The sequence below is a fragment of the Spartinivicinus marinus genome, assembly GCF_026309355.1.
GTDB lineage: Bacteria > Pseudomonadota > Gammaproteobacteria > Pseudomonadales > Zooshikellaceae > Spartinivicinus > Spartinivicinus marinus.
This window is the reverse complement of the sequence record NZ_JAPJZK010000001.1, coordinates 514,419-538,789: the sequence shown is the minus strand read 5'-3', so window position 1 is coordinate 538,789 and position 24,371 is coordinate 514,419. Positions and strand designations below refer to the sequence as shown.

The following is a 24,371-nucleotide window of genomic DNA, read 5'->3' as shown; positions in this document are numbered from 1 at the left end:
TATCCAGAAAAGCAGCTTTTAATTTTAGTGTTGGAGATATAAGTATGAATCAACTTTCTGAATCATGCAAAGTTTTAGCTTTTCCTAGTAGTGAAAAACCGGAGTTTAGGAAGCAGGGGGAGTCGGTCAAAGTGGATATTAATAATGGATACATGCGAATTGCTAATGAGTTAATAGAAGCTATTTCGCGCTTAGATGTTAGTGGTCGTCAGTTTCGAATCCTGATGGCAGTTATCCGAAAAACCATTGGTTTCAATCTTGAAGTGGATTGGATTGCACCTCAACAAATTGCCGAGTTAATTCATTATGAGGGGGATATTTCACATATCTATGCAGATTTACGGATATTAAAAGCGAGAAATATTTTATTTACGAAAGGGAGAAATAAGGGTATCAATTTAGTGACATCTGAGTGGATCTATCAAAAACCTAAGACAGTCAAAACTAGCAGAAATCGGCCACAAAACTGGCAGAAAATGGCTACTACTGAAGAGCCAAAACTAGCAGAAACCGGCCAAAAAACTAGCGGAAATTCGCTACAAAAGTGGCCGAAAACCGCTACAAATGAAAACGAAAAACTAGCAGAAAACGGCTACTCGACTAGCAGAAACCGGCCACAAAAACTAGCAGAAATCAGCCAGACACAAAAGACAAAAAACACTATACCAAAAAACAATATCCCCCCTATGGTCCCCCCCCAGGGGGAAAACCCAACCAACACGATTTCGAAATCTCGAACTCGATCGCCAACCAAACGAGCCACCCAGGCACCGGAAAAATTCCAGTTGACTCCCGAGCTGGTTCAGTGGGCTAACGAAAAATTAATCCAGGTAAATCTCGTGGCTGAAACTGAAAAATTCTTGGATTACCACCGAGCCAAGGGTTCGACGTTCAAGTGTTGGGCATCGGCTTGGAGAAACTGGATGCGTAATGCTCAAAAATTTGCGGCTGAAAAACAAACTCAACCGGTCGGCCCAGCCAACACTAGCGAATTAGACTGGGATGATACCAGCTGGCGGTTTAACCTAGGACTGTGAGGATTTGAGGATGAAAAAATCAGGTGAAATTATTTCAGGAATTAATTTTAATCAACCGCAGCCTCAGCAAGCGGAGTCTAACTCGCAGGATGTCTCAGAGCATGCAGCCCAGTTAGTCAATTTAATTTTTCGTGAATTACAGGGTATTTTCCCTGCATGGAAACAGGCCTTTGCTGACACAGAAACCCTCAACAGCGCTAAGCGCAATTGGACCAAAGGATTTATCGAAAACAAAATTCTCAAGGTTGAGCAAGTTCGTATTGGTTTGAACAAAGCGCGCCAGGCTTCAGGTGATTTTATCCCAAGCATTGGAAAATTTATTTCCTGGTGCAATGGTGACCCAGAAGATTTTGGCTTACCCAAGCCGCAGCTAGCCTACCGGGAAGCTTGTCAGAAAGCCCATGAATTAAATCCTGGCCAACTCAACTGGAGTCATCAAGCGGTGTATTCAGCGGCCAGAAACACAGGATTTTTCGAATTAAAATCCATGCCTGAGCGAGATATTTTTCCAGTATTTGAGCGAAATTATGAACTGATTTGCCAACAGGTTATGGCAGGGGAGCCACTGCAGGATATCCCCAAAGCGCTGACAGACGAAACACCTAAATCGATCGCGGAAAAAAATAAAGCCTACCACGATGTTCAACAGCAGAAGTATTTACAGCAAAAGGGCTTTGATCAGCTGGATAATCCGCGAGAGGCGATGAGCGAAATATATCGGATGTTGGGAAGGAAATAAAAAAAGCACTGCTTCGTCAACGCTGGTTTAGGGCTTGGGGGTAGTACAACAAAGCAGTGCATAAAACACACGGAGGTAAACGTAATAGCTATGACCTCCACTTAGACAAGAAGTTCACTGCTAATGATGTGTAAAGCAACCAATATTATGGCGACAAGGAAAATAGAAAAAAGCATTGCCTCAAATAAGTACGGATGCAAAAGAAAGGAAGCGCAGCTGAGGCAATGCGTAACTAGTGAGTTTTAACAGTCTTTGTGACCAGTTAAACAATACAACAAACGTAGTTTATTTCGCTAGCAACGAACGACCATGTAAGTGATAAAAAAGACAGGGGTTTGATATGAGTCAATTGGAAGCAACGTTGGAAGTACACTTTCGAGCTTATAAAGTGCCACAACCAATAAGGGAGTACCGTTTTCACCCTGTTAGACGGTGGCGGTTTGATTTTGCCTGGGTTGATCAAAAAATAGCGGTGGAGGTGGAAGGTGGTGGCTGGATCAATGGTCGCCATAATCGAGGCAAGGGCTTTGCAGGTGACATGGAAAAATATCATGAAGCCACGTTGCTGGGCTGGAATATCTACCGTTGTAACGATCAGCTGATCACCAGTGGCCGTGCAATCAAGGCTATTAGGTTGTTACTTGCCAGAGCTCAACAAGCCGCCTAATACCGTGTTTCGATCGAGGGGGAAGCTATGAACCTGTTACATGAACTCGCTGAAATCATAGGCCCTGAGGCTACATTGAAGCTGGGTCAAAACCTGGGAGGGGCACGGTTGTATATTCCACATCGAATGACGGATGAACATATTCTAGTAGCGCTCATTGGTTTTGAGGCAGCAGAGCAACTCAGTGATTACTTTCAGGGTGAGCATATCGAGCTACCCACTAAGCAGCAGTTTAAGCAGGTGCGTAATGACTTAATACGCAAGGAGTATGTCACGATAAAGTCCGGTGGTGGCTGCTCTCGGGTGGATTGGCTGGCGGCTAAGTATGGTATCTGTCGACGGCAGGCGTTGAATATTTTGAGGGATGAGGGTTTGGAGGAGGAGGTTGGGGTGGAGCCGGTACAGGTGGTTTTGGAGTTAGGGTAATAGATAGATAACTCCTTTTTATTGACTCAATATTCTGAAGTCATTTTTTAAAGGTACTTTAGCTATGATCCCTTGTTTTGAGAAACTGTTGTAAATTTCAGACATCCTCCCATTTTTATATAGGTTTAATATAGCTTCATTGAATTTATAAATGTAGGATTTTGGTGTGGTGTCTTTGACAAAAACTATGTAATAGATATTTTTTTTATCAACTCCGGCAAATCTTATGTTACTCAACAGTTCTTTTCTAATTGATAGTTCTGCATTGGAATCAGGAGCATAAATGGCTCCTTTTTCTCCAAATCGTCCATTGTCTAGCATTTTATAAACATTCTTGTATTCTGGGAAAATTTTAATCGTTAGGTTTGGAATGAGCTCAGCAAAACCACTCAAGGTTTTAGACATATTTGTTGGCCCCCAAGTAGCAACTGTATAACCCTCTAATTGCTCTCGTTTGGAATATTTTAATGGATTGGTTTTGTTAACATATAGAGAATAATTTATATAATTTATTGGATAACTATAATACCATTTTTTGGCTCTTTCAGCTCTATAACTCATGCCAAATGCTGCGTGTGTGCTGTGATTTTTTAAGTTTTTAAACATTCTCAAAATAGGGTGAAGTTGTATTTCAATTTTATGGTTGATATTTTTGTTTGCTTATTTAATGAGCTGGACTATTGGTCCATCAGCTTTCCCTGTTTTTGAGTTTATATATGTCAGTGGAGGGTATGTATCAAAAGTTATCGTATCATTAGCATATATATTGCAAAACCAAAAAACTGTGACTATTATGACTATTGGAGTTTGTTTCATGATAATATATCTTACGATATTTTTAAAAGCTTAGACTTTTTATGGCTTGATTGATTTTGTCAATAATACTATTGTCTACTTTTTTACTACACATAAAATAACGCTTACTCCCTGGAGGAAGATCTGAAAGTTTATGGATTGCAAAAAAACCTTTGTTTGCTAAAACTAGTTCTTCTGCCTCTTCTTCTGCGACTATGAAGTAGTTAAATCTATTAGCTTTTAGCATTTTCATCATTCCAAGGTTGTCCTTAGACATACGTAGTTTTTTTGGATTATGCTGGCTAATTTTTTTATCTATAAACCCTCCATATGAATATCCTATTTTAATGCCGATATATAAACTTTGATCGGATAGCAAGTTGTCGATGTTTTTTTTTATTGAGTACATTTAACTGGTTTTTGGTTGTAACTAATACTGCGGGCCTATCTTGGTAGATAGGCATGGTGTACTTTGCAAATAACTCCCTTTCTTTATTTTTAAACCAGCCCACTGCACATATATGTTTCTTATTGATTTTGACTTCTTCTATTTGGCGTGCTGCAGGTATGTTTGATAAACGATATGGAACTTTGCTTTTTTCTAGTATTTGTTGAGCTTTGCTGCCAACAATGCCTGTTAACTTATTATCTTCTATTTTGTAGTAAGGTGTTCGCTCATGATAGTAAATACGAATATAATGCTCGTCTGCATTTGATAAGTAGGTTAAATTATAGGCTATAATTAAGATAAATAAGATTGGTTTTTTTTGCATTTTGAACTAGTTCAGTTTGATATAACTTGGTTTGATTATAGCTCAGTTGAAATAATAAGAGGTCTTCACTTCTATGTGAAAGTAAAGAAAATTTCCCCTAACTTCTCCTGATTAAATTATTAAAACTCCTCACTATCCCTAACCAGATCCTGAGGAGTTTATGCCAAAATTCAGCCCTACATCATTAGAACGTTTAGCCACCTGTCACGAAGACCTACAAGTTTTATTCAGCGAGATCATTAAAGACTGTGATTGCAGTATTTTAATTGGTCACCGCAACCAGCAAGATCAAGATGTGGCTTATGTAGCAGGTAAATCTACGTTGCTATTTCCCCACAGTAAACACAATCGACTCCCGGCGTTTGCTGTAGACGTAGCGCCTTATCCGATTAAGTGGGAGGAATATAACCAGTTTTATTACTTAGGTGGCTTGGTGGTGGGCACAGCAATCAAGCTGTTTAAAGAAGGACGCATGAAGCATCGCTTGCGCTGGGGTGGGGATTGGAATCGTAACCATCAAGTGAGTGACCAGACCTTTAATGATTTGGTCCATTTTGAGTTAGTCGAGGGAGATGATGGATAAATCAGGTGTTGTCAGTTATGTGGTGGGCTCTGCCACCGTCATAGGTGCCGCGACCGTTGAGCAGTGGAGCACTATGGATTGGTTGAGTGCACTGGGGATTATTGTCGGTGTCATTGGCGTGCTGGTGCGGATTTATACGGATATTGCCGCCCACCTGGGTCGGCGGAAGGAGTAACCATGAGTTGGTGGAGTAAATTAATAGGCGGTGGTTTAGCTGAGCCCATCGAAGCTATTGGTAATGTGCTGGATAAAGTGACGACTAGTGACGCTGAGCGTGCCCAGGCTGAGATTTTATTATCCCGCATACGACAGCAGCCGCGCTTGCTGCAAATTGAGCTGAACAAGGTAGAGGCCCAGCACAGAAGTTTATTTGTGGCTGGTTGGCGTCCGTTTATTGGTTGGGTCTGTGGCCTGGGATTAACCTTTACCTTTTTGATTAATCCCATTTTGCAATGGGCCTCTGGCGAACCAGGACCACAACTGCCGTTTGATGTAATGACAGAGCTGGTCATGGCGCTGTTAGGCTTAGGTGCACTGAGAACGGCTGAGAAACTGGGAGGGCGAACGAAGTAATGAGCGGTAAGCTAACCCCCAAGCAAGCAATGTTTGTCAAAGAATACCTGGTGGATTTAAATGCTACTCAGGCAGCGATTCGTGCGGGGTATAGTGCTAAGACGGCCAGTGAGCAAGGAGCCAGGTTGTTAGGAAATGTTAAGATTCAAGCAGCGTTAGGGGAAGTACAACAGAAGCGGGGTAATCGTCTTGATGTGACAGCTGACCGCATCGAAAAAGAACTCGCCAAAATTGCCTTTAGTCATATTACTGATGTAATTGACTGGCGTGAAATCACCTTGGAGTCCAATGAGGATGAGCCAAATCATTCAGCGGCCATAGCTTGCCAATCAATACGATTAAAAGATTCTGATACCTTATCCCCAGAAGTAACGGCCACTATCCAGGAAATCTCCCAAACCGCTCACGGGGTTAAAGTCAAACTCTACGACAAATTAAAAGCCCTGGAATTATTGGGCCGTCGTCACGGTATTTTTATTGATAAAGTTGAACACAGCGGCACCATCAAAAACCAAAACCTATCGGAAGCTGAACTGGATAAGCGCATAGCGGAATTAACGAAAAAACTGTCATGACCATGGCAGAGAAATTAAAACTCTTAGCTTTGCTGGAAAAGAAATTGGCTTTACGGGCTGCTAACTCATTAGACGCCTACTGTCGTTTTATTGAAATTCCTGGCGTGCCACTCACGGATGATGACTGTGAATGTTTTTACCCTGATACCGTTGAGCCCGCCGAACATCATCAATTAATTAATAAAACCCTGGAGCAAGTCGAGCAGGGCAGTATTAAACGGGTGATGTTATTTATGCCCCCCGGCTCGGCGAAATCGACTTATGCCAGTGTCGTATTTCCCACCTGGTTTATGGGCCGCAATCCGAGAAAAAATATTATTTCCACCTCCTATGGTAGTGACCTGGCGAAAAAATTCGGGCGTAAATGTCGAGCAATAACCCGCAGCGAACAATTTAAAACCATCTTTAATGCCGAGTTAAATCAAGATAACCAGGCGGTGGATAACTGGTCGTTAACCAATAGTGCGACTTATATGGCGGGTGGGATTTTATCAGGGATTACCGGTAACCGGGCCGATGGATTAATCATTGATGACCCGGTGAAAGGCTTTGAACAAGCTGAAAGTGTCACCATCCGAGATAAAACCTGGGATGCTTATTTAACGGATTTACGTACCCGACTGAAGCCGTCTGGTTGGATTATCATTATTCAAACTCGCTGGCATGAGGATGACTTATCTGGTCGTATATTACCCCCTGGCTATGAGGGACAATCAGGCTGGGTGAATGCTCAGGATGGTGAGGAATGGTACGTCATCTGTCTTCAAGCGCTGTGTGAGCGAGAGGATGACCCATTAGGTAGGCAAATAGGCGAGTATTTATGGACGGATTGGTTTAGCCCTGAGCACTGGCAGCAAGAACGAATTAGCCAAGGTAGCCGTAACTGGGATGCGCTTTATCAGCAACGGCCAGCACCGGCAGAAGGTGGGCTCATTAAACGGGCTTGGATTAAACGCTATAAGGCTTTGCCTGCTAACCCGATTCGGATTATTCATAGTTGGGATACGGCTTATAAACCGGATCAAATTAATGACCCGTCAGTGGCGACTGTGTGGATGGAAACGAAATTCGGTTATTACCTGGTGGATGTCTGGCGGGAGCGGGTCGAATATCCCCATTTAAAAACCGTTGTTAGAGCATTAGCCGACAAGTGGGGGGCACAGGCAATACTTATCGAAGATAAAGCCAGCGGCCAATCCTTAATTCAGGAACTACGACTCACCACCAGCTTACCGATTATTGCCATTGAACCCGAGGGCGACAAACTCACCCGCATGAGCAGCCAAAGTGCCACCATTGAAGCGGGCAAAGTGTTTTTACCAGAGTCTGGCTGTTGGCTGGTGGATTACGAGCGCGAAATCTTTGTATTTCCCCTATCCGAACATGACGACCAGGTGGATAGTACTAGCCAATTCCTGAAATGGGTGAATGACCATAAACAACAGTTTGAGTATAAGCCAGTGAAAGGGTGTGGTACTGAATTTAAACGCAAGAAAGGAGCCTGGTAAACATGGCTGAGAATAAGACAAAGGCAGTGAATAAAAAAAGCCTCACCCGTGAGGTAGCAGGTCCTTCTGCAGTACGAAACCCGTTTGAAATGGAAGCGGTCGCCAGTGGCTTAACCCCCAGTAAATTAGCATCGGTTTTACAGGAAGCTGCCGAAGGTGACATGCAAGCCTATTTAACCCTGGCGGAAGAAATGGAAGAGCGGGAGCCTCATTATGCCAGTGTCTTACGCACCCGAAAATTTGCGGTGTGTAGTTTGGATATTAGCGTGGAGCACAGTACTGAAAATAAATTCACAGAAGAAATACAGCAGTTAATTGATACCCCAGAATTTGCTGACATGATGAGTGATGCGCTGGATGCCATTGGCAAAGGGTTTAGCGTCAATGAAATTATCTGGGACCAGACCGGCAGCGTATGGAAGCCCGTGGCCTATAAGTGGCGAGATCCTCGGTACTTTATGTTCCTAAAAGACAACCCGGAAGAACTGCGGATTATTGACGAATCCAACTCAGAGGCAGGGCTGGAAATTCCACCGTATAAATTTATTGTCCATCGGCCACGGTTGAAATCGGGTTTAACCTTAAGAGGCGGGTTAGCCCGATTAGTAGCCTTTTCCTACCTGTGTAAAATGTATGGTCTCAAGGACTGGATGGCTTTTTTAGAAATTTATGGCGTACCGCTTCGAATCGGTTATTACGATGGTGAAATTGATGAAAAGCAGGAAGAGACCTTACGGCGTGCGGTGTATGAAATTGGCAGTGACGCAGCGGCTATCTTACCCAGGACTATGGCCATTGAGTTTCAAGAAATAAGCCATACGGCGAGTGGCTCGGATGCGTTTGCCCGACTGGCGGAGTGGATCGACCGGCAGCTATCTAAAGCCGTACTCGGCCAGACCATGACCGCCGATGATGGGAGCAGTCACGCACAAGCTCAAGTCCATGATGAAGTGAGACAGGATATTATTGACGCCGATGCGAAACAATTAGCCACCACCATTAACCGGGATTTAATTAAGCCCTATATTGATTTAAATTACGGGGTGCAGGAAGAATACCCGCGCATCAAAATTAGCCTACCAGAGTCGTATGATACGGAAAATCTGGCGGATAATTTAGCCAAACTGGTGCCGCTGGGGTTAAAAGTCTCACAGCAAGAAGTACTCAGTAAATTAGGTTTATCAGAGCCCCAGGAAGGGGAGGAATTATTAGCAGCCCCAAGTACACAACCCGCTGAGTCCAATAAAGAAGATAAAGCGAATAACCGGCAACAGACGTGTAGTCACTGCCAGGCAGTAAACAGCCAGCAGCCCGACGAAATCGACCAGTTGGAAACCCTGATGTTGGATGATTGGCAACAGCAGCTGACACCGGTAATTGATCCCCTTATATCGGCTATTCAACAAGCGCAAAGCTATGAAGAGTTACAACAGTTGTTACCTGATTTATTGAGTAAAATGGATCGTACTCAACTGGCGGAGAGCTTGGCCAAAGCCGGATTTATTGCCTATGGTCATGGTGTAGCAGAGGGCGACAACTGATGCATTTTGCGTTTAATCGTGAGCAGAAAGGTGATGAACCGGCTGGCGCTAACAAAGCCCCAAAAGAAGCACTGGATTATTTTCGGGATAAAGGGATTAAAATCACTTGGGATTATCGTGAGGTATGGAAAACACAGCATACGGAAGCTTTCACTGTGGCTAAGGCCATGTGTCAGGATGTACTGCTGGAAATTCGATCTGCATTGGATAAAGCCTTGGCCGAGGGGCTGCCGTTTGAAACCTTTAAAAAAGAACTAATGCCCTTTTTGGAAAAGCGAGGTTGGACAGGCATTAACATTCACCCAGACGGATCACGAGTAGAGTTAGGTACTCCTAGACGCTTAAAATTAATTTACGATACCAATATGCGAGTCGCAAGAGCGGCTGGTCAATGGCAACGTATTCAACGGGCTAAGCGGGTTATGCCTTATCTGTTGTATAGTCTAGGGCCATCCAAAGAGCACCGTCCCCTCCACGAAAAATGGGCAGGTTTAGTCCTACCGGTAGACGATGTTTTTTGGAATACCCATTTCCCCCCTAATGGCTGGGGCTGCCGGTGTCGTGTAAGGCAAATTACTAAGCGAGATGCTACCCGCCGAGGACTTTCACCATTGCCTGATATAAATCCCATTCGTTGGACAAACAAATACACTGGGCGCACGGAAATGGTGCCCGAGGGTATAGACCCCGGCTGGAATTATAATCCTGGTCAATCCCGTTCGCAGTGGTTAAAAAAGCACGCTCAAGAAAAAGATAAGGAGTTTAATGAGGCGTTAAATTAATTAAACTGGTCGTCCTATCAATATCACTCGACCTAAGCATTGGTGTGAAATATCAGTATTTTTCATAATAAGTTCCCTATTGTCCTCCGTTAAAAACAAGCCTAATTCATTCTGTGCAGGTTGTTGTTGAGTATCAATTATCACGCTATCCCCAGCTTTGAAGTGATTATTTGGATCTGTGATAATACGAGTTATATATCTATGAGCCATACTGATCCCTTTGGCGTAAATAGACGCGCATCCAATACGAGGAATTATAAAGCTCTTGTTGTATACACTGAAGCTAAGACTATAGCTAAATTACATTGGAATTCGCATTTAATTATTTTCTATTACTTAAATCAGATAATTGAGCAACTGTTTTATAATTTCAGCTAATCAAACAGTCGTAAGAATATGAAGCATTTTTGTAACAAATGGAAGACCAAATCGTAAAAAAATCTAACAATAGTGCCAAAAAAAATAAGTTGTCAGACATGGAATGAATGAGAGGAATAAAGTACTTGAATTAAAGTAAAAATAGGAGGTGAGAAGGGTGGTTTTTATGACTGATTGGTCGTATTGATTCTCTTGTTAGCTAAAGAGTGAGATATTCTTTGCGCTGAGAGTTTGAATGCCTGTTCGGTAATACTCTTAGAGGTGGTTAGCCCAGTACTGAAAATTAGATTTTTGATCATGGGCTAACACACTTCAAAGAAAGCTATATATCAGCATCAGCTTGTCTATCTTCCTTCTTTTTATGGAAGTCATTAACAAACATAATATTGCTAATGATAACTTTCCATATAGATTCAAACTGAAGTATGCCCAAAACTATAGAAAATGATAATGCTGCTGAATCTATAATATTGGCGTTACTATTGTAGATAGTGGTTTTTGTAAATAGTAGCTTCAAAATGAATATAAACATGATCATCATGACAACAAAAGCTGATCGCAAGACGCTCCCTACTAAGCCCTCTAATCTAGTTGCATCTCTACTTGCTTCGCTGAAGTCAACATTCTCAATTTTTTCCGGGTCAACTAGCCTTTGCAAAGCATTTGGATATAAAAAAGCAATCCATAGCCCCATAATAGTGAACACCATTATTGATGTTTGTAGTAGTACTAAAAGATACTCTTTAAGGTCGCTGTAAGTATACTTAATATCTAGCAAGTAAAAAACTAGTATAAGCACTGAAAACAAAAGAAGATATAGTATAATTCTGCAAAACATCTTACGCCTCTTCAAGCACTTGATTGGAACTATCAATCATATCACTAATTGGATTTAAATACCGTTTTCTATCGTTCTTAATTATTTTGTATAGTTTCTCTGCCTCTAATATTTTAGTTTTATTATCATAAACATTAACTTGATCCCTTAATACATATCTATCACACCAAGTCACTCTTCCATTATCAGTAACAAACCCAACATTATCCCATTCATGCTTCATTCTATTTTCTAGTGCATTGTTTTCTATAATTGTCTTGATTTCATTAACATTCGGTTTTGCTTCTGCTTTAATTTCAATTTTTCGATTTTTTGACTTTGGTTTAGGTGCAACTAGTGGCAACTTATCAAATAACTTTAACCACTCTGATCGCTCATCTTCTGATGCAACTTTTATAGTTTCCCTACGTATTATATGAGTTATTTTAGAAGCAAGCTCACTTAGCTTTACATCTGAAGTGTTTAGGCTTTTTAGGCTTACGTTAAATCTATACCTATACTGAATCCCATCACCATTCTCATATGATATCCGCACGTGCCCTTGATCAGTATATTCTTTTTTTCTATTTTTATGTTGAACTCGATTATTTATACAAGAGATAACATAATACTCAAAAAGCTTAGCATCACACAAAGAGTGATCAAATTTAATCGAGACTATTGTATTAAGCTCTGTAATTATCCAATAGTAGCATGGTCGTCCCCAGATCACTTTTTCTCCTCTATAGTTATTTGTATACTTTACAACCTTAACATCTCCTGTTGCATTATCTTCTGGAGCCCCCCAAAGTGTTCCTGCACTATCGGTATCAGATTTCCAAAGAACAACGAGAAAATCTCCTGTAGCACTATCTTTATATATATCCTTACAATAGCATTTTGAAATATTTTTCTTTGCTTTATCTTCTGACCATGGAATTGTATCAGCGAGATTACGCCCTTTTACCCATTTTTTTATTAAATCAAAAGTTTCACCAAGCTCACACCCGTATGTTTCTTTGTTACCAATTTTATACAAACCACAGTGATCAACATTAAAAAAGTTCATGTGCCCAGCATCGTAGTGCATAGTAAGTCCTTACAAATAATTGTTTTTTTATTAAGTTTCTCGCTAGTTTAAGAAGTTATCAAAAAGACTACTTTAATGCTAACTTACAGACTAAATTACACAAAACTGCAACAACTTTCGTATTGATCTTCCAGCCAAGTTGATATAGCTTAGTAACTGAGGCGTCGAAACCTCACCAAAAGCGGTACAAACCAACCCCGAAAGCGTTGGTATTTTTATGCCTGAAATAATGGATTCACTCGGTTTATGCCGGGAGGGCGACGAATACAACACCCTTTGGGGGAATAAGTCCGCGGTATCTTTTGGGCCGTTTCGAACCTCCTGGCAACCTCTATTTCGAAAAAAACCAAAAGGAGTCATTGGATGACTACTGACCTTATTGCCTTTCATGCGCAAGTAATCTCAGATCAACAAGTTGAAACAGTAAATGCTCGCGAATTACACAGTTTCTTGGAGGTTGGTCGTGACTACTCAACTTGGATTAAAAACAGAATTAAACAGTACAAGTTTGAAGAGTGCCAGGATTTTATTTTGATTCACCAAAACGGGGGAACCAATGGTAAAGGCGGAGATAGGCGCTCTGTAGACTACTTCATCACCCTGGACATGGCCAAAGAGCTAGCCATGGTTGAACGCAACGAAAAAGGCCGCCAAGCTCGCCGTTACTTCATTGAGTGTGAAAGGCAACTGAAGGAAAAGCTACAACAGGAAGCGCAACCTGCCCAGCCCGAATTAAATTTGCAATCCCCTGTTACCAACCTATTGGATCGTGTACGGATGTTGTTGGTTTTCGAAAAAGGCAATTTGGTGCATACACGGGCAATTAAGGAAGATGAACTACTCACATCGACTGAACCAAAGTACCTGGCCCAGTTTGTTCGGGAGTGCATGCCAGACTACGCCCTGGTGAAGAAAGAAAACGTGCTTAAAGCTAAGGAGTTACTGGGGGTTTTGGCTTAGCTTACGTCTGCCAAGTATGAGATAATCACCCAACTATAGCCCCCTACATGGGGGTTTTATATGTTGGTTAGATGGATGTGAAGATGCAGTACAAAAGCTATTTAAAACTGACTTTATTTATGCCTGTTATTGGCCCTGTGGTTATTTGGTTGCTTGCCTTAATTACTCAGTTTGAAGCAGCTATAATGGTTTTTGGGATAAATATAATAGGGCTATTGTTTTTTTGTATTCCATACTTCTTGGCAGTAGGAGTAACTTGGTGGAGGATGAGAAGTAAAACAGATAAACAAGCATTTTGGTCTGTATGCTACTTTCCTTTGTTAGTAGTTATTTTTTCGTTAATTGGCTTTACTGTAGTTAATTTTGATAAATTCAGTAGTTTTTCCAAGTTGCACAAATTATTTGAAGCTTTTGGTCCGATTACTCTACTTGAGTTGGCTTTTGGTGTCCCATGGATAATTCTATCACTGTTTTATATCCACTTCTTTAAAAAGAGAGATGACCAGTAAGCATAGTTCTACAGATTCAACTCTATTCTCATAAAGTCAAACTGTTTTTCATCAGGAAAAATTTCCAGTGCTTTATTGGCTGCCTGTTCAGCTTTGTCTTTTTGGCCTAGCTTCAAGTAAATTAAGGTGATAGCAGCCCAGGCACTATTATTGATTCTGTTAATTTCTGTGATTTGCTTGTAGCAGGCTAGCGCAGACTTAAATTCCCCTAGCTGGGTATGACAGCCACCTTTGTAATGCAAAATACTGGATTCTAAATACCCTTTGCCTATTGACTTTAAGTTGAGTTGTAGCAGTGAATTAGCAAGCTCCAACGCTTCTTGGATTCTATCTTGGTAATAGATAGAACGCATTTTTTCATATCGTAGCTTGATATTCTCTGACGATGTATCAACCCCATTAAAAAATGAATTAAGGGCTTTCTGATGATAAAAAGGGAGAACGTTATTTGATGCCATAATACTACGCACTGCTATGATTTAGAAAAAACAATCTTCAAATTAAAGTTGATAAAAATCTAAAATCCTTTTTTGATGGCCACTAACCTTGAATGTGTTAGCGAAGCGCGTGTGCAATATATATGATTGAGTGTTTTTTGAACACTTGTGTGTTTGAATATGAGATAAAAGTCACATGGCCTTGCATAGTCTTTACAGATAAAAATTTCCCCTAACTCCCTTCCAATGCCCGCATTACCCTGCGGGCATGAACAACCAAACTATTGCACTCAACACCGAACTAAACCCAATTCTCCAGGCCATCGAAACCAGCCAAGCCCCGCAGTGGGTGCAGTTAATTCCGGCGGGTGTCGATGTGGTAGGCCGTGATGGTCGCACCTGGATCAATGATAACCCTCAAGCGATCGTGCGTGCCTTTAACAGTAGTGGGGTTGAATTACCCATTGATATTGAGCACGCCTCGGAGCATAAAGCGCCGAAAGGCGAACCTGCCCCTGCAGTGGCCTGGGTCAAGCAGTTGGAGGCCCGTGAAGGCGGTAGTATCTGGGGCTTAGTCGCCTGGAACCGGGAGGGGGACACGTTAGTCACCAGTAAGCAGTATCGGTACCTCTCGCCGGTTTTTACTTATGAAACAGACTCCCGGCGTATTTTGCGTTTGTCTTCTGCGGGATTAACCAATCAACCAAACCTTCATTTAACAGCACTCAATCAGCGCCAGTCACAAGAGGATCCCACTATGGATGAAAAACTAGTAGCGGCGTTGGGCCTGGAGCCTGGCGCGACGGTAGAGCAGGCAATTAATGCTATTAATCAGTTAAAAGCCAATGAGCAGAAGGCGTTAAACCAACAACAAACGCCAGACTTAAATAAATTTGTGCCACGCTCAGATTACGATAAAGCGCTTAACCGCGCCCAAACAGCCGAGTTGGAAATTAAAAAGCAGCAGGAAAAAGCCTTGAATGCTGAGATTGAAACGCTGATTGATAAGGCATTAAAAAGCGGTGTGATTACCCCGGCGAGTGTCGAATACCATAAAAGTTGTTGCCGTCAGGAGAAAGGCTTGGAACTGTTTAAACAGTATGTCATGCAAGGGCCGAAGGTGGTACAGGATGTGGGTAATTTCGATAAGAACCCCCCTGAATCCAGCGACAAGCTAACTGAAGAGGATAAAGCAGTTTGCCACATGCTAGGTCTGTCAGAAAAAGAGTTTACATCCCATAAATAACATCAGCTTTTAATTGCTAGCTGTTTTTGCGCGTATTTATTTTTTAAAGGAACCGTTCATGGCCATTATTACTCCTCAGTTATTAAAAAGCTTATTTACCGGTTATAAAACGAATTTTCAGAAAGGGCTGGGGATGGCTGAACCTCAGTATAATCAGATTGCTACCACTGTACCGTCAAGCACCGCCAGTAATACCTACGGCTGGTTAGGGCAATGGCCTGGGTTTCGTGAATGGATTGGGGACAGGGTGATTAAATCCATGGAAGCCCATGGTTACCAGATTTTCAATAAACAGTTCGAGAGTTCTGTGGGTGTGAAACGCACGGATATTGAAGACGACAACTTAGGTATTTATTCGCCCATGTTTGAAGAGATGGGCAGGGCAACCACAGCTTTTCCTGATGAATTAACCTTTCCATTATTGGCTAATGGCTTTATTAGCCTGTGTTACGATGGCCAGAACTTCTTTGATGAGGACCATCCGGTTAATAGCCAAGTAGACGGGCAGGGCACGGATCAGAGCGTATCCAATATTATTAAGGACCCAAATTATAAAGGCCCTACCTGGTATGTGATGGATACCACTCGAGCGATTAAGCCGATTATTTTCCAAGAGCGGAAAAAGCCTAAGTTTGTGGCCATGACTAAAGAGGAAGACGAGTCGGTGTTTATGCGGGGCGAATACCGCTATGGCGTCGATTTACGCTGTAACGTGGGCTTTAGCTTCTGGCAGATGGCCATTGCTGTGCAAGCAGAATTTAGTACTGATAGTCTCTGGGAAGCCAAGACTAAAATGTCAGAATATAAAGCTGATGGTGGCCGTCCACTGAATTTAAACCCGAATTTAATTGTGGCGCCAGCTGGTTTGGAAAAGAAAATCACTCAAACCCTTAACCGGGAGCTGATCCAGGATGGCAACACCACTGTGTCTAATGAGTTAAAAGGCGCATTCAAAACCCTAATATCTCGTCGTCTGTAAGTCGTTGGTGTGTCCCACTGCCACCGAAAAACGAGTGAAGTTGTCCGTTTTTCTGGTGGATTTTTTTTGAGGAAAAAATAATGCCAGAAGGTTATTTAATTCGCTCCAAGCAATCGCCAGGATTTCGTCGTTGCAATCGCTATTTTCCTTATGAGGGGATAACGATTCCAACAAATGAGTTGGATGCTGACACGCTTGCAACACTCAAAGCTGAGCCGAGGCTGATTATTAAGCACGGTGAGTTTGAAGGCTTAGCAGAAGAGGTGGAAATTAATAAAACGACACCTGATGCCCTGGAAGATATTATCGAAGTGATTGGTATGTTGGATGCCAATCACAACGAAGATGACTGGGCCAAAGACGGTAAACCCAAGGTTGAAGCGATAGAGGGGCTACTCGGAAAAGATGTATCAGCTGCCCAGCGTAATCAGGCTTGGGCCGAATATCAGCAGCGGGTGAAATAGTGTACGCCATTGAACAAGCCATAATCGATCGCTATGGTAACGATGCCCTGTATATTGTTGCCGACCGTGATAAAGACGACCAGTTGGATCACTTGGCGATTGAGCACGCCTTAGCGGATGCCAGTGCTCATATTGATTTATACCTCACTGGTCGTTATACCCTCCCATTATCAACACCCTCTGCTTTATTAACTCGCCTTTGTGTGGATATTGCCATTTATTGGTTGGGTGAAGATCGCGGTGGTGCATCCGAAGAACGACGTAAGCGGTTTGAAGACGCAGAAAAAACCTTGGCCAAAATTGCCAGTGGTGAAGTTAAACTGATGATTGATGCGCCTACCTCTAATTCAACAGGTATTTCCTTCTCTGCCAGTAAACGACAGTTTAGTCGTCAGTCGCTTAAGGGATTTTAATGGCAGGCGCAGGTTTAGATATTAATCTCCGGGGAATAGATCGGCTAAACCAGCTTATTGAACGTTTGCAGGTTCTGGGCACAGATAATAGCGAAATACTCGATGTGCTGGGTGCCTTAGCGGAAGACCAAATCCGTCGGCGGATTGAAGAAGAACAAACCGCGCCGGATGGTACCCCCTGGCCTGAGTGGTCATCGGGCTATTCAACCACGCGGCATAGTAATCAAGGTTTACTCCAAAGCGAAGGCCATTTACTTGATAGCATTAATTATGTGGTGGGTATTGATGATGTTACGGTGGAGACCAATTTACTTTATGCCGCTATACACCAGTACGGAGGTATCATTAAGCCCAAAAATGGTCGTTTTCTCGCATTTCAATTAGGCAGCCAAACCGTATTTGCTAAAGAGGTCACCATACCTGCTCGACCTTTTATGGGGCTATCCGATGATAACCAGGACGAGATTGAGCAGGTGTTGGTGGATTGGGTGGAGAGTTTGGTTTAAACGCTTGGCTTTAGGATAATATTGTTTACCACTGCATTTAGTTCTGACTCATATTGGCTGATTATTTTATTGTAGTTATTTTTTACATCTAATTGGCATGATATGCCAACTTTGTAAACAGCTATATGAATACTATTTTTTTTGTTTCCAACAGCTCTACGAAACATTTTTTTTATGTAACAGTTTTTTGGACCGTAAGTGTTAGTATTTGTTCTACCAAAGCCATAGGCTGTATTATATCTATTTCCATCAACGAGCACTTCTTTCTTTTGGGCTAGATAATTTGTGTTTGTAAAGTTAGCAGGAAAGTAGCCATATTGTCCTTCAAGACGACTAAATACGATTTCAATAACTTTATTAGCCTGGTTTGAGTTAGTTGTATTTTCAATAAACTGGAAATACTCTCTAGTAATATTTGTACCTAAATGACCGCCACTTTCACCGCCTTTAGTATAATCTTCATAGCCTGATTGGGAGTCTGTTTTATTAAGCTTCCAATTACTAGGCACTTTAAATTTAAGACTAGGGCTTCTGGAAGAAAAAAAGTAACCATCTTGAATATTGCGGACAGGAGGAGCTACACATCCAACTAATAGACTAACTAAAACAAGGCTAACTAGTGCTTTCACTTTAATTATTCTCCGTATTAAAATATAAAAAGTAACAGTATGTTTGGTATAGGACTTAGTTTAACTACTTGAGCTTTGTACAATGCTATTAGCTACAGCGTTGAGTTCAGATTCATACTTTTTGATAACTTCAGCGTGATTGTTTTTGAAATTTTTGTCACAGGTAACTCCACCTTTATATACTCTTACAACAAGAATATGCTTTCTTTTGGTATGGCTTCGTTTAAATACTTTAAGTAAGTAACAGTTTTTTAGGTTTTTCTTGTCATAAATTGGATTGTCAATACTTATATTAGGGTTGGTGACTTTACCTAAATAAACATCAGTTAATAAGTATCCTGTATAATAGTTGTAACCATCAGCAAGTTTTTCTCTTTTTTGTGAGTGGTATGCATTGTTTGCAAAACCATCTCCGAATGAGAATTCTTTTCCATAGATAAAATCTATTTTTATTATTTTATCTATTTTGGATGAATTGCTTTCAGTTTCAATAAATTCAAAATAATCAGTAGTTACATTACTCCCAAAAAGTCCTTGACCAACACCTGTATTATATTTTTGAAATTTTGTTGTGGTATAGCTATCACTTGGCTGCCAGTTATTGGGGATTTTAAATGTTAAATGTGGGCTTCTCGATGAGGTTAAATAATTATTCTCTATTTTACGCACAGGGGGTTGGGAGGCGCAACCAACTAATAAAGTAACTAAAATAGCAGTAACTATCGCTTTCACTTCAATGTTTCCGTATTGAGTTTGATATAAATAGGCGCGTACCATAGCAAATATAATGTGATCAAGCTATATTCACTAATAAGAAATAGCTTTTATTTATAGTAACTTTTAAAAATATTGCTGGTTGAATAAGTCAAGTATATATTGCAAGGCATCAATTATTAGTTTAATGAATTATTGTCAGGTATTCAGTAACAGTATTTCCCCTAACCTCACCGCTCCTGTTTTCCTATAACAGGAGCCATGCAAATCTATCAATTACTCTCAGCCATTACCCAAACCATCCACAGTCATTTACCCGACTTAAAGGATGTCTCCACCCATGCAGGTCGGTTTGACTTGGGCGAGGTAAAGAGGGTCGCCAACTACACACCTGCCGTCAAAGTGGCACTCATGGAAGCCTGGGAATTCAAGTCGATAGAAACCGAACAGTGGGATGTGAGCCTGCGTTTAGCAGCATTTGTGATGGTGAGTGACAGTCGCAAATTACCCAAGGATGAGGCGGCCATCAATATTATTGAAGCCCTAAGCCTGTTAATTGCTGAACAACGCTGGGGTGTAGAGGGTGTATTAGCGGCCAGTGGCATTAAAGCCAGTAATTTATTCAGTACTCAAACGGATCGGCAGGGCTTAGCTATTTGGGGAGTTACCTGGGATCAAGTGATGCGCCTTAAGGAAAACATCTGGCAGCCCAGCCAGGTTATTCCTTCCCGTTTATATGTGGCTGATGATGAATCCGAGTTTGGCCAGGAGGAACGCTATGACTTACTCAACGGATGACGTGTTGTTTCGCTTGACTGAGTTGGAGCGTCAGCTGGCGAATTTAGTATTAATTGCCACTGTGTCTGATGTGGATTTTGAGCGTTCGTTAGTACAAGCCACCTCAGCTGAATTAGTGACGGGTTGGCTCCCTTGGGTTACTCACCGGGCAGCCAATGATGTCAGTTATTGGGCACCGGAAATTGGCGAGCAGGTAGTGGTTCTCAACCCCCAGGGTGAACCGGCGTTGGGTGTCGTATTACCTGCACTTTATCAAAATAAATTTCCTGCTCTGGATCAACGGCCCAGTATCCATCGGGTGATGTATGCGGATGGGGCAATAGTGGAATATGACCGGGAGATTAGCCGGCTGGTAGTGCAATTACCCACGGCAGGAACGGTACACATTGTAAGTCCTTCAGGGCTGTCTATTGAAGGTGATGTGTATGTGGAAGGGCAAATCAAGGCCACCCAGGACATCATTGACCATACTCGCAGTATGCAAGGCGACCGGGATATTTATAACGGCCACGGCCATGATGTACCAGGGCATGGTACCGCAGTACCTACCGGAGCCAAACAATAATGCACGGCATTGATCGGGTAACAGGCAAACGATTAAAGGGCCATGCCCATTTAAAACAGTCGATCCAGGATATTTTAACCACACCCATTGGCAGTCGAATCATGCGCCGTGACTATGGTAGCCGGTTATTTGAGCTGATTGATGCCCCGATTAATCCCGAAACCATTACTGATATTTATGCTGCTACGGCTGAGGCGTTAGACCGCTGGGAACCTCGGTTTCGTTTGGAGCAAATCCAAGTACACGACATTCGGGGTGGACAAGTTACCGTGACACTCAGCGGTGAATATCGCCCTGATGGCCAATTAATTACGTTGGAAGGCTTAATCCTATGACCAATGCCATTAATTTATCCCAATTACCCGCACCCGATGTGGTTGAGACGCTGGATTATGAAGCCATTTTGGATGAGATTTTAACGGATTTAAAAAAGCGGGATAGTGAATTTACTGCCTTAGTGGAGTCGGACCCAGCCTATAAAATTCTAGAGGTAGTGTCCTACCGAGAATTAATACTCCGTCAGCGAATTAATGATGCTGCCCGTGCGGTGATGGTGGCTTATGCTCGGGGCAAGGACTTAGATCACTTAGCCGCCTTGTTTCGTATCAATCGTTTACTCATTGAAAAAGGTAACCCTAATGCGATTCCGCCCACTGAAGACCAATGGGAAAGTGATGATCGATTGCGGGAGCGGATTGTTTATTCGTTAGAAGGGTTAAGCACAGCAGGCCCTAAAGGCGCTTATCGATATCATGCGTTAAGTGCCAGTGCCTTGGTCAAAGATGTCAGTGTGGAAAGCCCTTCACCAGGCCAAGTAGTGGTTACGGTATTAAGTACCCAAGGGCAGGGCGTTCCTTCTGAGGATATTATTACAGCCGTTGAAACCCAATTAAATGACGAGGATATTCGGCCATTAACCGATCAGGTATTCGTCAAACCGGCGGAAATTATTAACTACCAAATTAATGCCGAGCTGACGTATTTTACTGGGCCGGATATTACCTTGGTGACGGATGAAGCCACCCAGCGGATTAATGACTATGTAAACAATCAGCATCGACTGGGCTTGGATATTACCTTATCGGGAATTTATTCGGCGTTGCATATCCCTGGAGTGCAAAACGTTAAATTAATTAGCCCCAATCAAAATATTAACGTATCCCCAGCACAAGCCGCTTATTGCACCCAAATTGTCATCAGCAAAGGGGCTGCAGATGAATAAATCATTGCTGCCACCCAATGCGAACCCCCAAGAAAAAGCCTTATCGGAAGCGACAGCAAGAGCCGGGGAAGCCCCCGTTACTTTCCAAACCCTATGGCAAGCGGATCACTGCCCACTGCCTTTATTACCCTGGTTGGCCTGGACCTTATCCGTTGACGAATGGGACGAACACTGGGATGAACAGACGAAACGCCAGGTGATTAAAAACTCAATTAAAGTGCACCAGCATAAAGGCACCATTGGTGCGGTGAAAAAAGCGCTGGACGCGTTGCATGTACGCACTGAAATTAAAGAATGGTTTGAAATGGGGGGAGAGCCTTATACCTTTCGGGTAACGGCTTATGCCAATGATAATTTAAATACGCCAGGCATTATTTTAAACAAAGCGTTAATTAATCAAATTCGCACCACTATTGAAAGCACTAAAAATACCCGCAGTCATTTTGATTTTCGTTTGGGTGCCAAATTTAACACAGGTATCGCGGCGGTTTGTACTGCACGGAATTTAACGATATTCCGGGCCAGTTGTGCGCCTGTTATTGAACAACCCGTAACAGCAGGTATAGGTACAGCTGCTGTAGTGCGCCCCGTGACCATTATTCGTGTTTAGGAGAATTCTATGCAGATTAATCCGGTGATTACTGATGCAGGCTTACAGGCAGTATTTAATGCCAGTAATGATGGGTTGCAGGCGACTATTACAGAGATAGGGTTAGGAGATGGGCGCTATATTCCCCACACCAAACTTATCAAGCTACAAAGTGAACGACAGCGGCTGCCTATCTCTAAGAGCGAACGGGTAGGGGAGTCATACATCACCTTAAGTGCAGTGGCGGATGGAGAAAAGGAGTATTGGATTAAAGAGTTTGGTTTGTTTTTAGCTGACGGTACGTTATTAGCCGTGTGGTCGTCGTTGGATAAACCATTGCAATACAAAGCCGCGAGCGCGCCTTGTTTTTTTTCTACCGATTTTATCTTAAGTGGTATGCCTGCCGATGCCATTACTGTCAATGATCAAGGGGCAGATATTGCCATTGCCTTATTTTTAGAGCAGTTCGCCATGTTGAGTCAGGCGCAAATTGATCAAATGCGCCGCCACCTGGAATTGTTATTTTCATTTAATCAACACAAAAAATAGCGAGGAAACAATGACTATTGAACAACGGTTAGCGGATGCGGTACAGGCAAGCAATCAACTAACAGAAGTCGTGCAAAATAAAATCAATAAGATTAATCAGCAACTGCAGGCTGCTGAAGATCGTTTTAATGCTTTTATGTTAGAGGCTCGTAAAGAAAGGCCCTTTTACCGGCAATCCAAAAACCAGTTCGGTAATTTAGTGGATAAGATGTTAGATGGGTTTGATAAAAGTAACTCATTTTCTATTGAAGTATCACTATACCGGGAAATTAAAACGGGTATTGACTGGGAAAAGCGAGATAGCGAAGAAAAAGAAATTCTGACGTGTATGGGGTTAAAAGGCCATCAGTTTTTTCAGCCTAAGATTCGTATTTTAAGAATGGTTTGGAGTGGCTATGATCAAGAGAAGCATAACAGCAACATTATTTGGCCAATAATTCCTGCAAACCGTTCAGTGCCTGTCACAACAGGCAGTTATGCAAAATTAATTTCTGGTGATATTCGCCATACCTGGCTCAATGGTGTTAATCATGAGTGGGGTGTATGCGGAGAAAATTATGATAGTCAGCCGGGCTTGTATTTTCATGCCCACCCTTATGTGTATTCTCCAGCAGGTGAAGTACTGTTTTTCTGGCCTGCGATAGTGACGGGTTATGTACCCATTGATAGAGATAATCCACTATGGGGTTATTATCCTTCAATGCATGGCGAAAATCCTTTTGATACGGACCCAGTACCTAACATGGATCGAGAAAGCCGGCGATCTACAGAGCGTTAATAACTTTTCCCCTAATTTCCCATTTTAAAACACGGCATGCTGAGCCTAAATCCGAAAATGAGGATATTAGCATGACCGAACATTTTCTCCATGGGGTGGAGGTCGTTGAAATTGACAGCGGTCCCCGTCCCATTCGTACTGTTAGAAGCAGTGTGATTGGCATTGTCGGGACCGCACCCGAAGCCAAAGCCGAACAATTCCCTATTAATAAACCGGTATTAATTGCGGGTAATCGTAAAGAAGCCGCTCCCTTGGGTAAAACCGGCACCTTACCCGCTGCATTGGATGCGATTTTTGACCAAGCTGGGGCGATGGTCGTCGTGATTCGGGTGGAAGAGCATGCGGAACCTGACGACCAACTAGCCGCGATTATTGGTGGGGTTAATGAAAACACTGGTAATTATGAAGGGGTGCATGCATTACTCGGCGCTGAGTCTGTGGCTAAAGTGCAACCGAAATTATTAATCGTTCCAGGGTTTACCCAGATTGAGGCAGTGACACAAGAACTGTTAGGCATTGCCGATCGACTACGGGCGATAATTATTGCTGACGGCCCTAATACGACAGATGAGGCGGCTAAAACATACCGGGGTAAATTTGGCTCTGCCAGGGTGTATTTAGTAGACCCAGCTGTCACCGTATTTGATACCACATTAAAACAAGAAACGGCACAACCCGCCAGGGCAATTGCATATAAAAATACAACAAAATCAGTATAATAGAATAAAA

General features: G+C 42.4%; 35 protein-coding genes. 26 read left to right on the top strand and 9 right to left on the bottom strand.

Annotated features, from left to right (window positions below; translation table 11 throughout):
* Window positions 1-44 precede the first annotated feature (44 nt).
* The 4 genes from OQE68_RS02495 (at window position 45) to OQE68_RS02480 (ending at window position 2,869) form a co-directional block, all read left to right on the top strand.
* Window positions 45-1,037 carry a replication protein gene (locus OQE68_RS02495; protein WP_180570972.1) on the top strand — a complete coding sequence of 331 codons (993 nt, stop codon included), beginning with the start codon at window positions 45-47 and terminating at the stop codon, window positions 1,035-1,037.
* A 10-nt stretch (window positions 1,038-1,047) separates the two neighbouring features.
* Window positions 1,048-1,776 (top strand): replication protein P, encoded by a 729-nt coding sequence (locus OQE68_RS02490; protein ID WP_180570973.1) that lies wholly within the window; start codon window positions 1,048-1,050, stop codon window positions 1,774-1,776.
* 340 nt (window positions 1,777-2,116) lie between these two features.
* On the top strand, window positions 2,117-2,443 hold the full coding sequence (locus tag OQE68_RS02485) for a putative endonuclease domain-containing protein (protein WP_180570974.1): 327 nt from the start codon (window positions 2,117-2,119) through the stop codon (window positions 2,441-2,443).
* 27 nt (window positions 2,444-2,470) lie between these two features.
* On the top strand, window positions 2,471-2,869 hold the full coding sequence (locus tag OQE68_RS02480; RefSeq protein WP_180570975.1) for a hypothetical protein: 399 nt from the start codon (window positions 2,471-2,473) through the stop codon (window positions 2,867-2,869).
* Between the two features lie 18 nt (window positions 2,870-2,887).
* Here OQE68_RS02480 and OQE68_RS02475 read toward each other — a convergent pair whose 3' ends face one another.
* From OQE68_RS02475 to OQE68_RS02465, 3 genes are all read right to left on the bottom strand, one after another.
* Window positions 2,888-3,517, bottom strand: coding sequence for a substrate-binding periplasmic protein (locus OQE68_RS02475; RefSeq protein WP_266195860.1), 630 nt, complete (start codon window positions 3,515-3,517; stop codon window positions 2,888-2,890).
* Window positions 3,518-3,707: 190 nt separating this feature from the next.
* Window positions 3,708-3,920 carry a hypothetical protein gene (locus OQE68_RS02470; protein ID WP_180570977.1) on the bottom strand — a complete coding sequence of 71 codons (213 nt, stop codon included), beginning with the start codon at window positions 3,918-3,920 and terminating at the stop codon, window positions 3,708-3,710.
* A gap of 88 nt (window positions 3,921-4,008) precedes the next feature.
* A complete protein-coding gene (locus tag OQE68_RS02465) occupies window positions 4,009-4,437 on the bottom strand; it encodes a transporter substrate-binding domain-containing protein (protein WP_180570978.1) in 429 nt (142 codons plus the stop codon).
* A gap of 160 nt (window positions 4,438-4,597) precedes the next feature.
* Between OQE68_RS02465 and OQE68_RS02460 the strand changes: the two genes are divergently transcribed.
* The 7 genes from OQE68_RS02460 to OQE68_RS02430 are packed head-to-tail and all read left to right on the top strand — an operon-like array spanning window position 4,598 to window position 9,999.
* Window positions 4,598-5,020, top strand: coding sequence for a M15 family metallopeptidase domain-containing protein (locus OQE68_RS02460; RefSeq protein WP_180570979.1), 423 nt, complete (start codon window positions 4,598-4,600; stop codon window positions 5,018-5,020).
* A complete protein-coding gene (locus OQE68_RS02455; protein ID WP_180570980.1) occupies window positions 5,010-5,195 on the top strand; it encodes a hypothetical protein in 186 nt (61 codons plus the stop codon). Before OQE68_RS02460 ends, OQE68_RS02455 begins: the two co-directional genes overlap by 11 nt.
* 2 nt (window positions 5,196-5,197) lie before the next feature.
* Window positions 5,198-5,593, top strand: a complete 396-nt coding sequence (locus OQE68_RS02450; protein ID WP_180570981.1) for a 3TM-type holin — start codon at window positions 5,198-5,200, stop codon at window positions 5,591-5,593.
* Window positions 5,593-6,168 carry a terminase small subunit gene (locus OQE68_RS02445; RefSeq protein ID WP_180570982.1) on the top strand — a complete coding sequence of 192 codons (576 nt, stop codon included), beginning with the start codon at window positions 5,593-5,595 and terminating at the stop codon, window positions 6,166-6,168. Before OQE68_RS02450 ends, OQE68_RS02445 begins: the two co-directional genes overlap by 1 nt.
* Window positions 6,169-6,170: 2 nt before the next feature.
* On the top strand, window positions 6,171-7,676 hold the full coding sequence (terL, locus tag OQE68_RS02440; RefSeq protein WP_180570983.1) for a phage terminase large subunit: 1,506 nt from the start codon (window positions 6,171-6,173) through the stop codon (window positions 7,674-7,676).
* Window positions 7,677-7,678: 2 nt separating this feature from the next.
* A complete protein-coding gene (locus OQE68_RS02435; RefSeq protein WP_180570984.1) occupies window positions 7,679-9,217 on the top strand; it encodes a DUF935 domain-containing protein in 1,539 nt (512 codons plus the stop codon).
* Window positions 9,217-9,999 (top strand): phage head morphogenesis protein, encoded by a 783-nt coding sequence (locus tag OQE68_RS02430; protein WP_180570985.1) that lies wholly within the window; start codon window positions 9,217-9,219, stop codon window positions 9,997-9,999. Before OQE68_RS02435 ends, OQE68_RS02430 begins: the two co-directional genes overlap by 1 nt.
* Here the strand turns inward: OQE68_RS02430 and OQE68_RS02425 are convergent, their stop codons facing one another.
* The 3 genes from OQE68_RS02425 to OQE68_RS02415 all read right to left on the bottom strand — a co-directional run bounded on the left by OQE68_RS02425 (window position 10,000) and on the right by OQE68_RS02415 (window position 12,284).
* The gene (locus OQE68_RS02425; RefSeq protein WP_180570986.1) at window positions 10,000-10,209 is read right to left on the bottom strand and encodes a hypothetical protein; all 210 of its coding nucleotides are present in this window, start codon (window positions 10,207-10,209) and stop codon (window positions 10,000-10,002) included.
* A gap of 490 nt (window positions 10,210-10,699) precedes the next feature.
* Window positions 10,700-11,071, bottom strand: a complete 372-nt coding sequence (locus OQE68_RS02420) for a hypothetical protein (protein WP_180570987.1) — start codon at window positions 11,069-11,071, stop codon at window positions 10,700-10,702.
* A 145-nt stretch (window positions 11,072-11,216) separates the two neighbouring features.
* The gene (locus OQE68_RS02415; RefSeq protein ID WP_180570988.1) at window positions 11,217-12,284 is read right to left on the bottom strand and encodes a hypothetical protein; all 1,068 of its coding nucleotides are present in this window, start codon (window positions 12,282-12,284) and stop codon (window positions 11,217-11,219) included.
* A gap of 363 nt (window positions 12,285-12,647) precedes the next feature.
* On the opposite strand from OQE68_RS02415, the gene OQE68_RS02410 reads away from it, so the two are divergent.
* Together OQE68_RS02410 and OQE68_RS02405 are read left to right on the top strand one after the other, a co-directional pair.
* Entirely contained in the window at window positions 12,648-13,244 is a 597-nt protein-coding gene (locus tag OQE68_RS02410) for an antA/AntB antirepressor family protein (protein ID WP_180570989.1), read from the top strand.
* Between the two features lie 83 nt (window positions 13,245-13,327).
* Window positions 13,328-13,753, top strand: coding sequence for a hypothetical protein (locus tag OQE68_RS02405; protein WP_180570990.1), 426 nt, complete (start codon window positions 13,328-13,330; stop codon window positions 13,751-13,753).
* A gap of 8 nt (window positions 13,754-13,761) precedes the next feature.
* Here the strand turns inward: OQE68_RS02405 and OQE68_RS02400 are convergent, their stop codons facing one another.
* Window positions 13,762-14,211, bottom strand: coding sequence for a tetratricopeptide repeat protein (locus OQE68_RS02400; protein ID WP_180570991.1), 450 nt, complete (start codon window positions 14,209-14,211; stop codon window positions 13,762-13,764).
* Window positions 14,212-14,458: 247 nt separating this feature from the next.
* Between OQE68_RS02400 and OQE68_RS02395 the strand changes: the two genes are divergently transcribed.
* The 5 genes from OQE68_RS02395 to OQE68_RS02375 all read left to right on the top strand — a co-directional run bounded on the left by OQE68_RS02395 (window position 14,459) and on the right by OQE68_RS02375 (window position 17,798).
* On the top strand, window positions 14,459-15,436 hold the full coding sequence (locus tag OQE68_RS02395; protein WP_180570992.1) for a phage protease: 978 nt from the start codon (window positions 14,459-14,461) through the stop codon (window positions 15,434-15,436).
* A 58-nt stretch (window positions 15,437-15,494) separates the two neighbouring features.
* Window positions 15,495-16,415: a Mu-like prophage major head subunit gpT family protein gene (locus OQE68_RS02390; RefSeq protein ID WP_180570993.1), complete on the top strand. Its 921-nt coding sequence runs from the start codon at window positions 15,495-15,497 to the stop codon at window positions 16,413-16,415.
* A gap of 80 nt (window positions 16,416-16,495) precedes the next feature.
* Window positions 16,496-16,879: an HI1506-related protein gene (locus OQE68_RS02385; protein WP_180570994.1), complete on the top strand. Its 384-nt coding sequence runs from the start codon at window positions 16,496-16,498 to the stop codon at window positions 16,877-16,879.
* Complete coding sequence (locus tag OQE68_RS02380; protein ID WP_266195453.1) at window positions 16,879-17,292, top strand: gp436 family protein; 414 nt, start codon at window positions 16,879-16,881, stop codon at window positions 17,290-17,292. The genes OQE68_RS02385 and OQE68_RS02380 overlap by 1 nt, the downstream gene beginning before the upstream one ends.
* Window positions 17,292-17,798: a phage virion morphogenesis protein gene (locus tag OQE68_RS02375; RefSeq protein ID WP_180570995.1), complete on the top strand. Its 507-nt coding sequence runs from the start codon at window positions 17,292-17,294 to the stop codon at window positions 17,796-17,798. The genes OQE68_RS02380 and OQE68_RS02375 overlap by 1 nt, the downstream gene beginning before the upstream one ends.
* On the opposite strand, the gene OQE68_RS02370 is transcribed toward OQE68_RS02375, so the two are convergent.
* Window positions 17,795-18,427 carry a hypothetical protein gene (locus OQE68_RS02370; RefSeq protein WP_180570996.1) on the bottom strand — a complete coding sequence of 211 codons (633 nt, stop codon included), beginning with the start codon at window positions 18,425-18,427 and terminating at the stop codon, window positions 17,795-17,797. The two genes, OQE68_RS02375 and OQE68_RS02370, sit on opposite strands and share 4 nt — an antisense overlap.
* A gap of 60 nt (window positions 18,428-18,487) precedes the next feature.
* Complete coding sequence (locus OQE68_RS02365) at window positions 18,488-19,159, bottom strand: hypothetical protein (RefSeq protein WP_180570997.1); 672 nt, start codon at window positions 19,157-19,159, stop codon at window positions 18,488-18,490.
* A 243-nt stretch (window positions 19,160-19,402) separates the two neighbouring features.
* On the opposite strand from OQE68_RS02365, the gene OQE68_RS02360 reads away from it, so the two are divergent.
* From OQE68_RS02360 to OQE68_RS02325, 8 genes are all read left to right on the top strand, one after another.
* Window positions 19,403-19,939 (top strand): phage protein Gp37, encoded by a 537-nt coding sequence (locus OQE68_RS02360; protein ID WP_180570998.1) that lies wholly within the window; start codon window positions 19,403-19,405, stop codon window positions 19,937-19,939.
* On the top strand, window positions 19,920-20,504 hold the full coding sequence (locus OQE68_RS02355; RefSeq protein WP_180570999.1) for a phage baseplate assembly protein V: 585 nt from the start codon (window positions 19,920-19,922) through the stop codon (window positions 20,502-20,504). Before OQE68_RS02360 ends, OQE68_RS02355 begins: the two co-directional genes overlap by 20 nt.
* Window positions 20,504-20,839: a GPW/gp25 family protein gene (locus OQE68_RS02350; RefSeq protein ID WP_180571000.1), complete on the top strand. Its 336-nt coding sequence runs from the start codon at window positions 20,504-20,506 to the stop codon at window positions 20,837-20,839. Before OQE68_RS02355 ends, OQE68_RS02350 begins: the two co-directional genes overlap by 1 nt.
* Window positions 20,836-21,726, top strand: coding sequence for a baseplate assembly protein (locus OQE68_RS02345; protein ID WP_180571001.1), 891 nt, complete (start codon window positions 20,836-20,838; stop codon window positions 21,724-21,726). Before OQE68_RS02350 ends, OQE68_RS02345 begins: the two co-directional genes overlap by 4 nt.
* Complete coding sequence (locus OQE68_RS02340) at window positions 21,719-22,336, top strand: phage tail protein I (RefSeq protein ID WP_180571002.1); 618 nt, start codon at window positions 21,719-21,721, stop codon at window positions 22,334-22,336. The genes OQE68_RS02345 and OQE68_RS02340 overlap by 8 nt, the downstream gene beginning before the upstream one ends.
* 9 nt (window positions 22,337-22,345) lie before the next feature.
* Window positions 22,346-22,864, top strand: a complete 519-nt coding sequence (locus tag OQE68_RS02335; protein ID WP_180571003.1) for a phage tail-collar fiber domain-containing protein — start codon at window positions 22,346-22,348, stop codon at window positions 22,862-22,864.
* A 10-nt stretch (window positions 22,865-22,874) separates the two neighbouring features.
* Entirely contained in the window at window positions 22,875-23,642 is a 768-nt protein-coding gene (locus tag OQE68_RS02330; protein ID WP_180571004.1) for a hypothetical protein, read from the top strand.
* A gap of 71 nt (window positions 23,643-23,713) precedes the next feature.
* Complete coding sequence (locus tag OQE68_RS02325) at window positions 23,714-24,361, top strand: phage tail sheath protein (protein WP_180571005.1); 648 nt, start codon at window positions 23,714-23,716, stop codon at window positions 24,359-24,361.
* Window positions 24,362-24,371 lie beyond the last annotated feature (10 nt).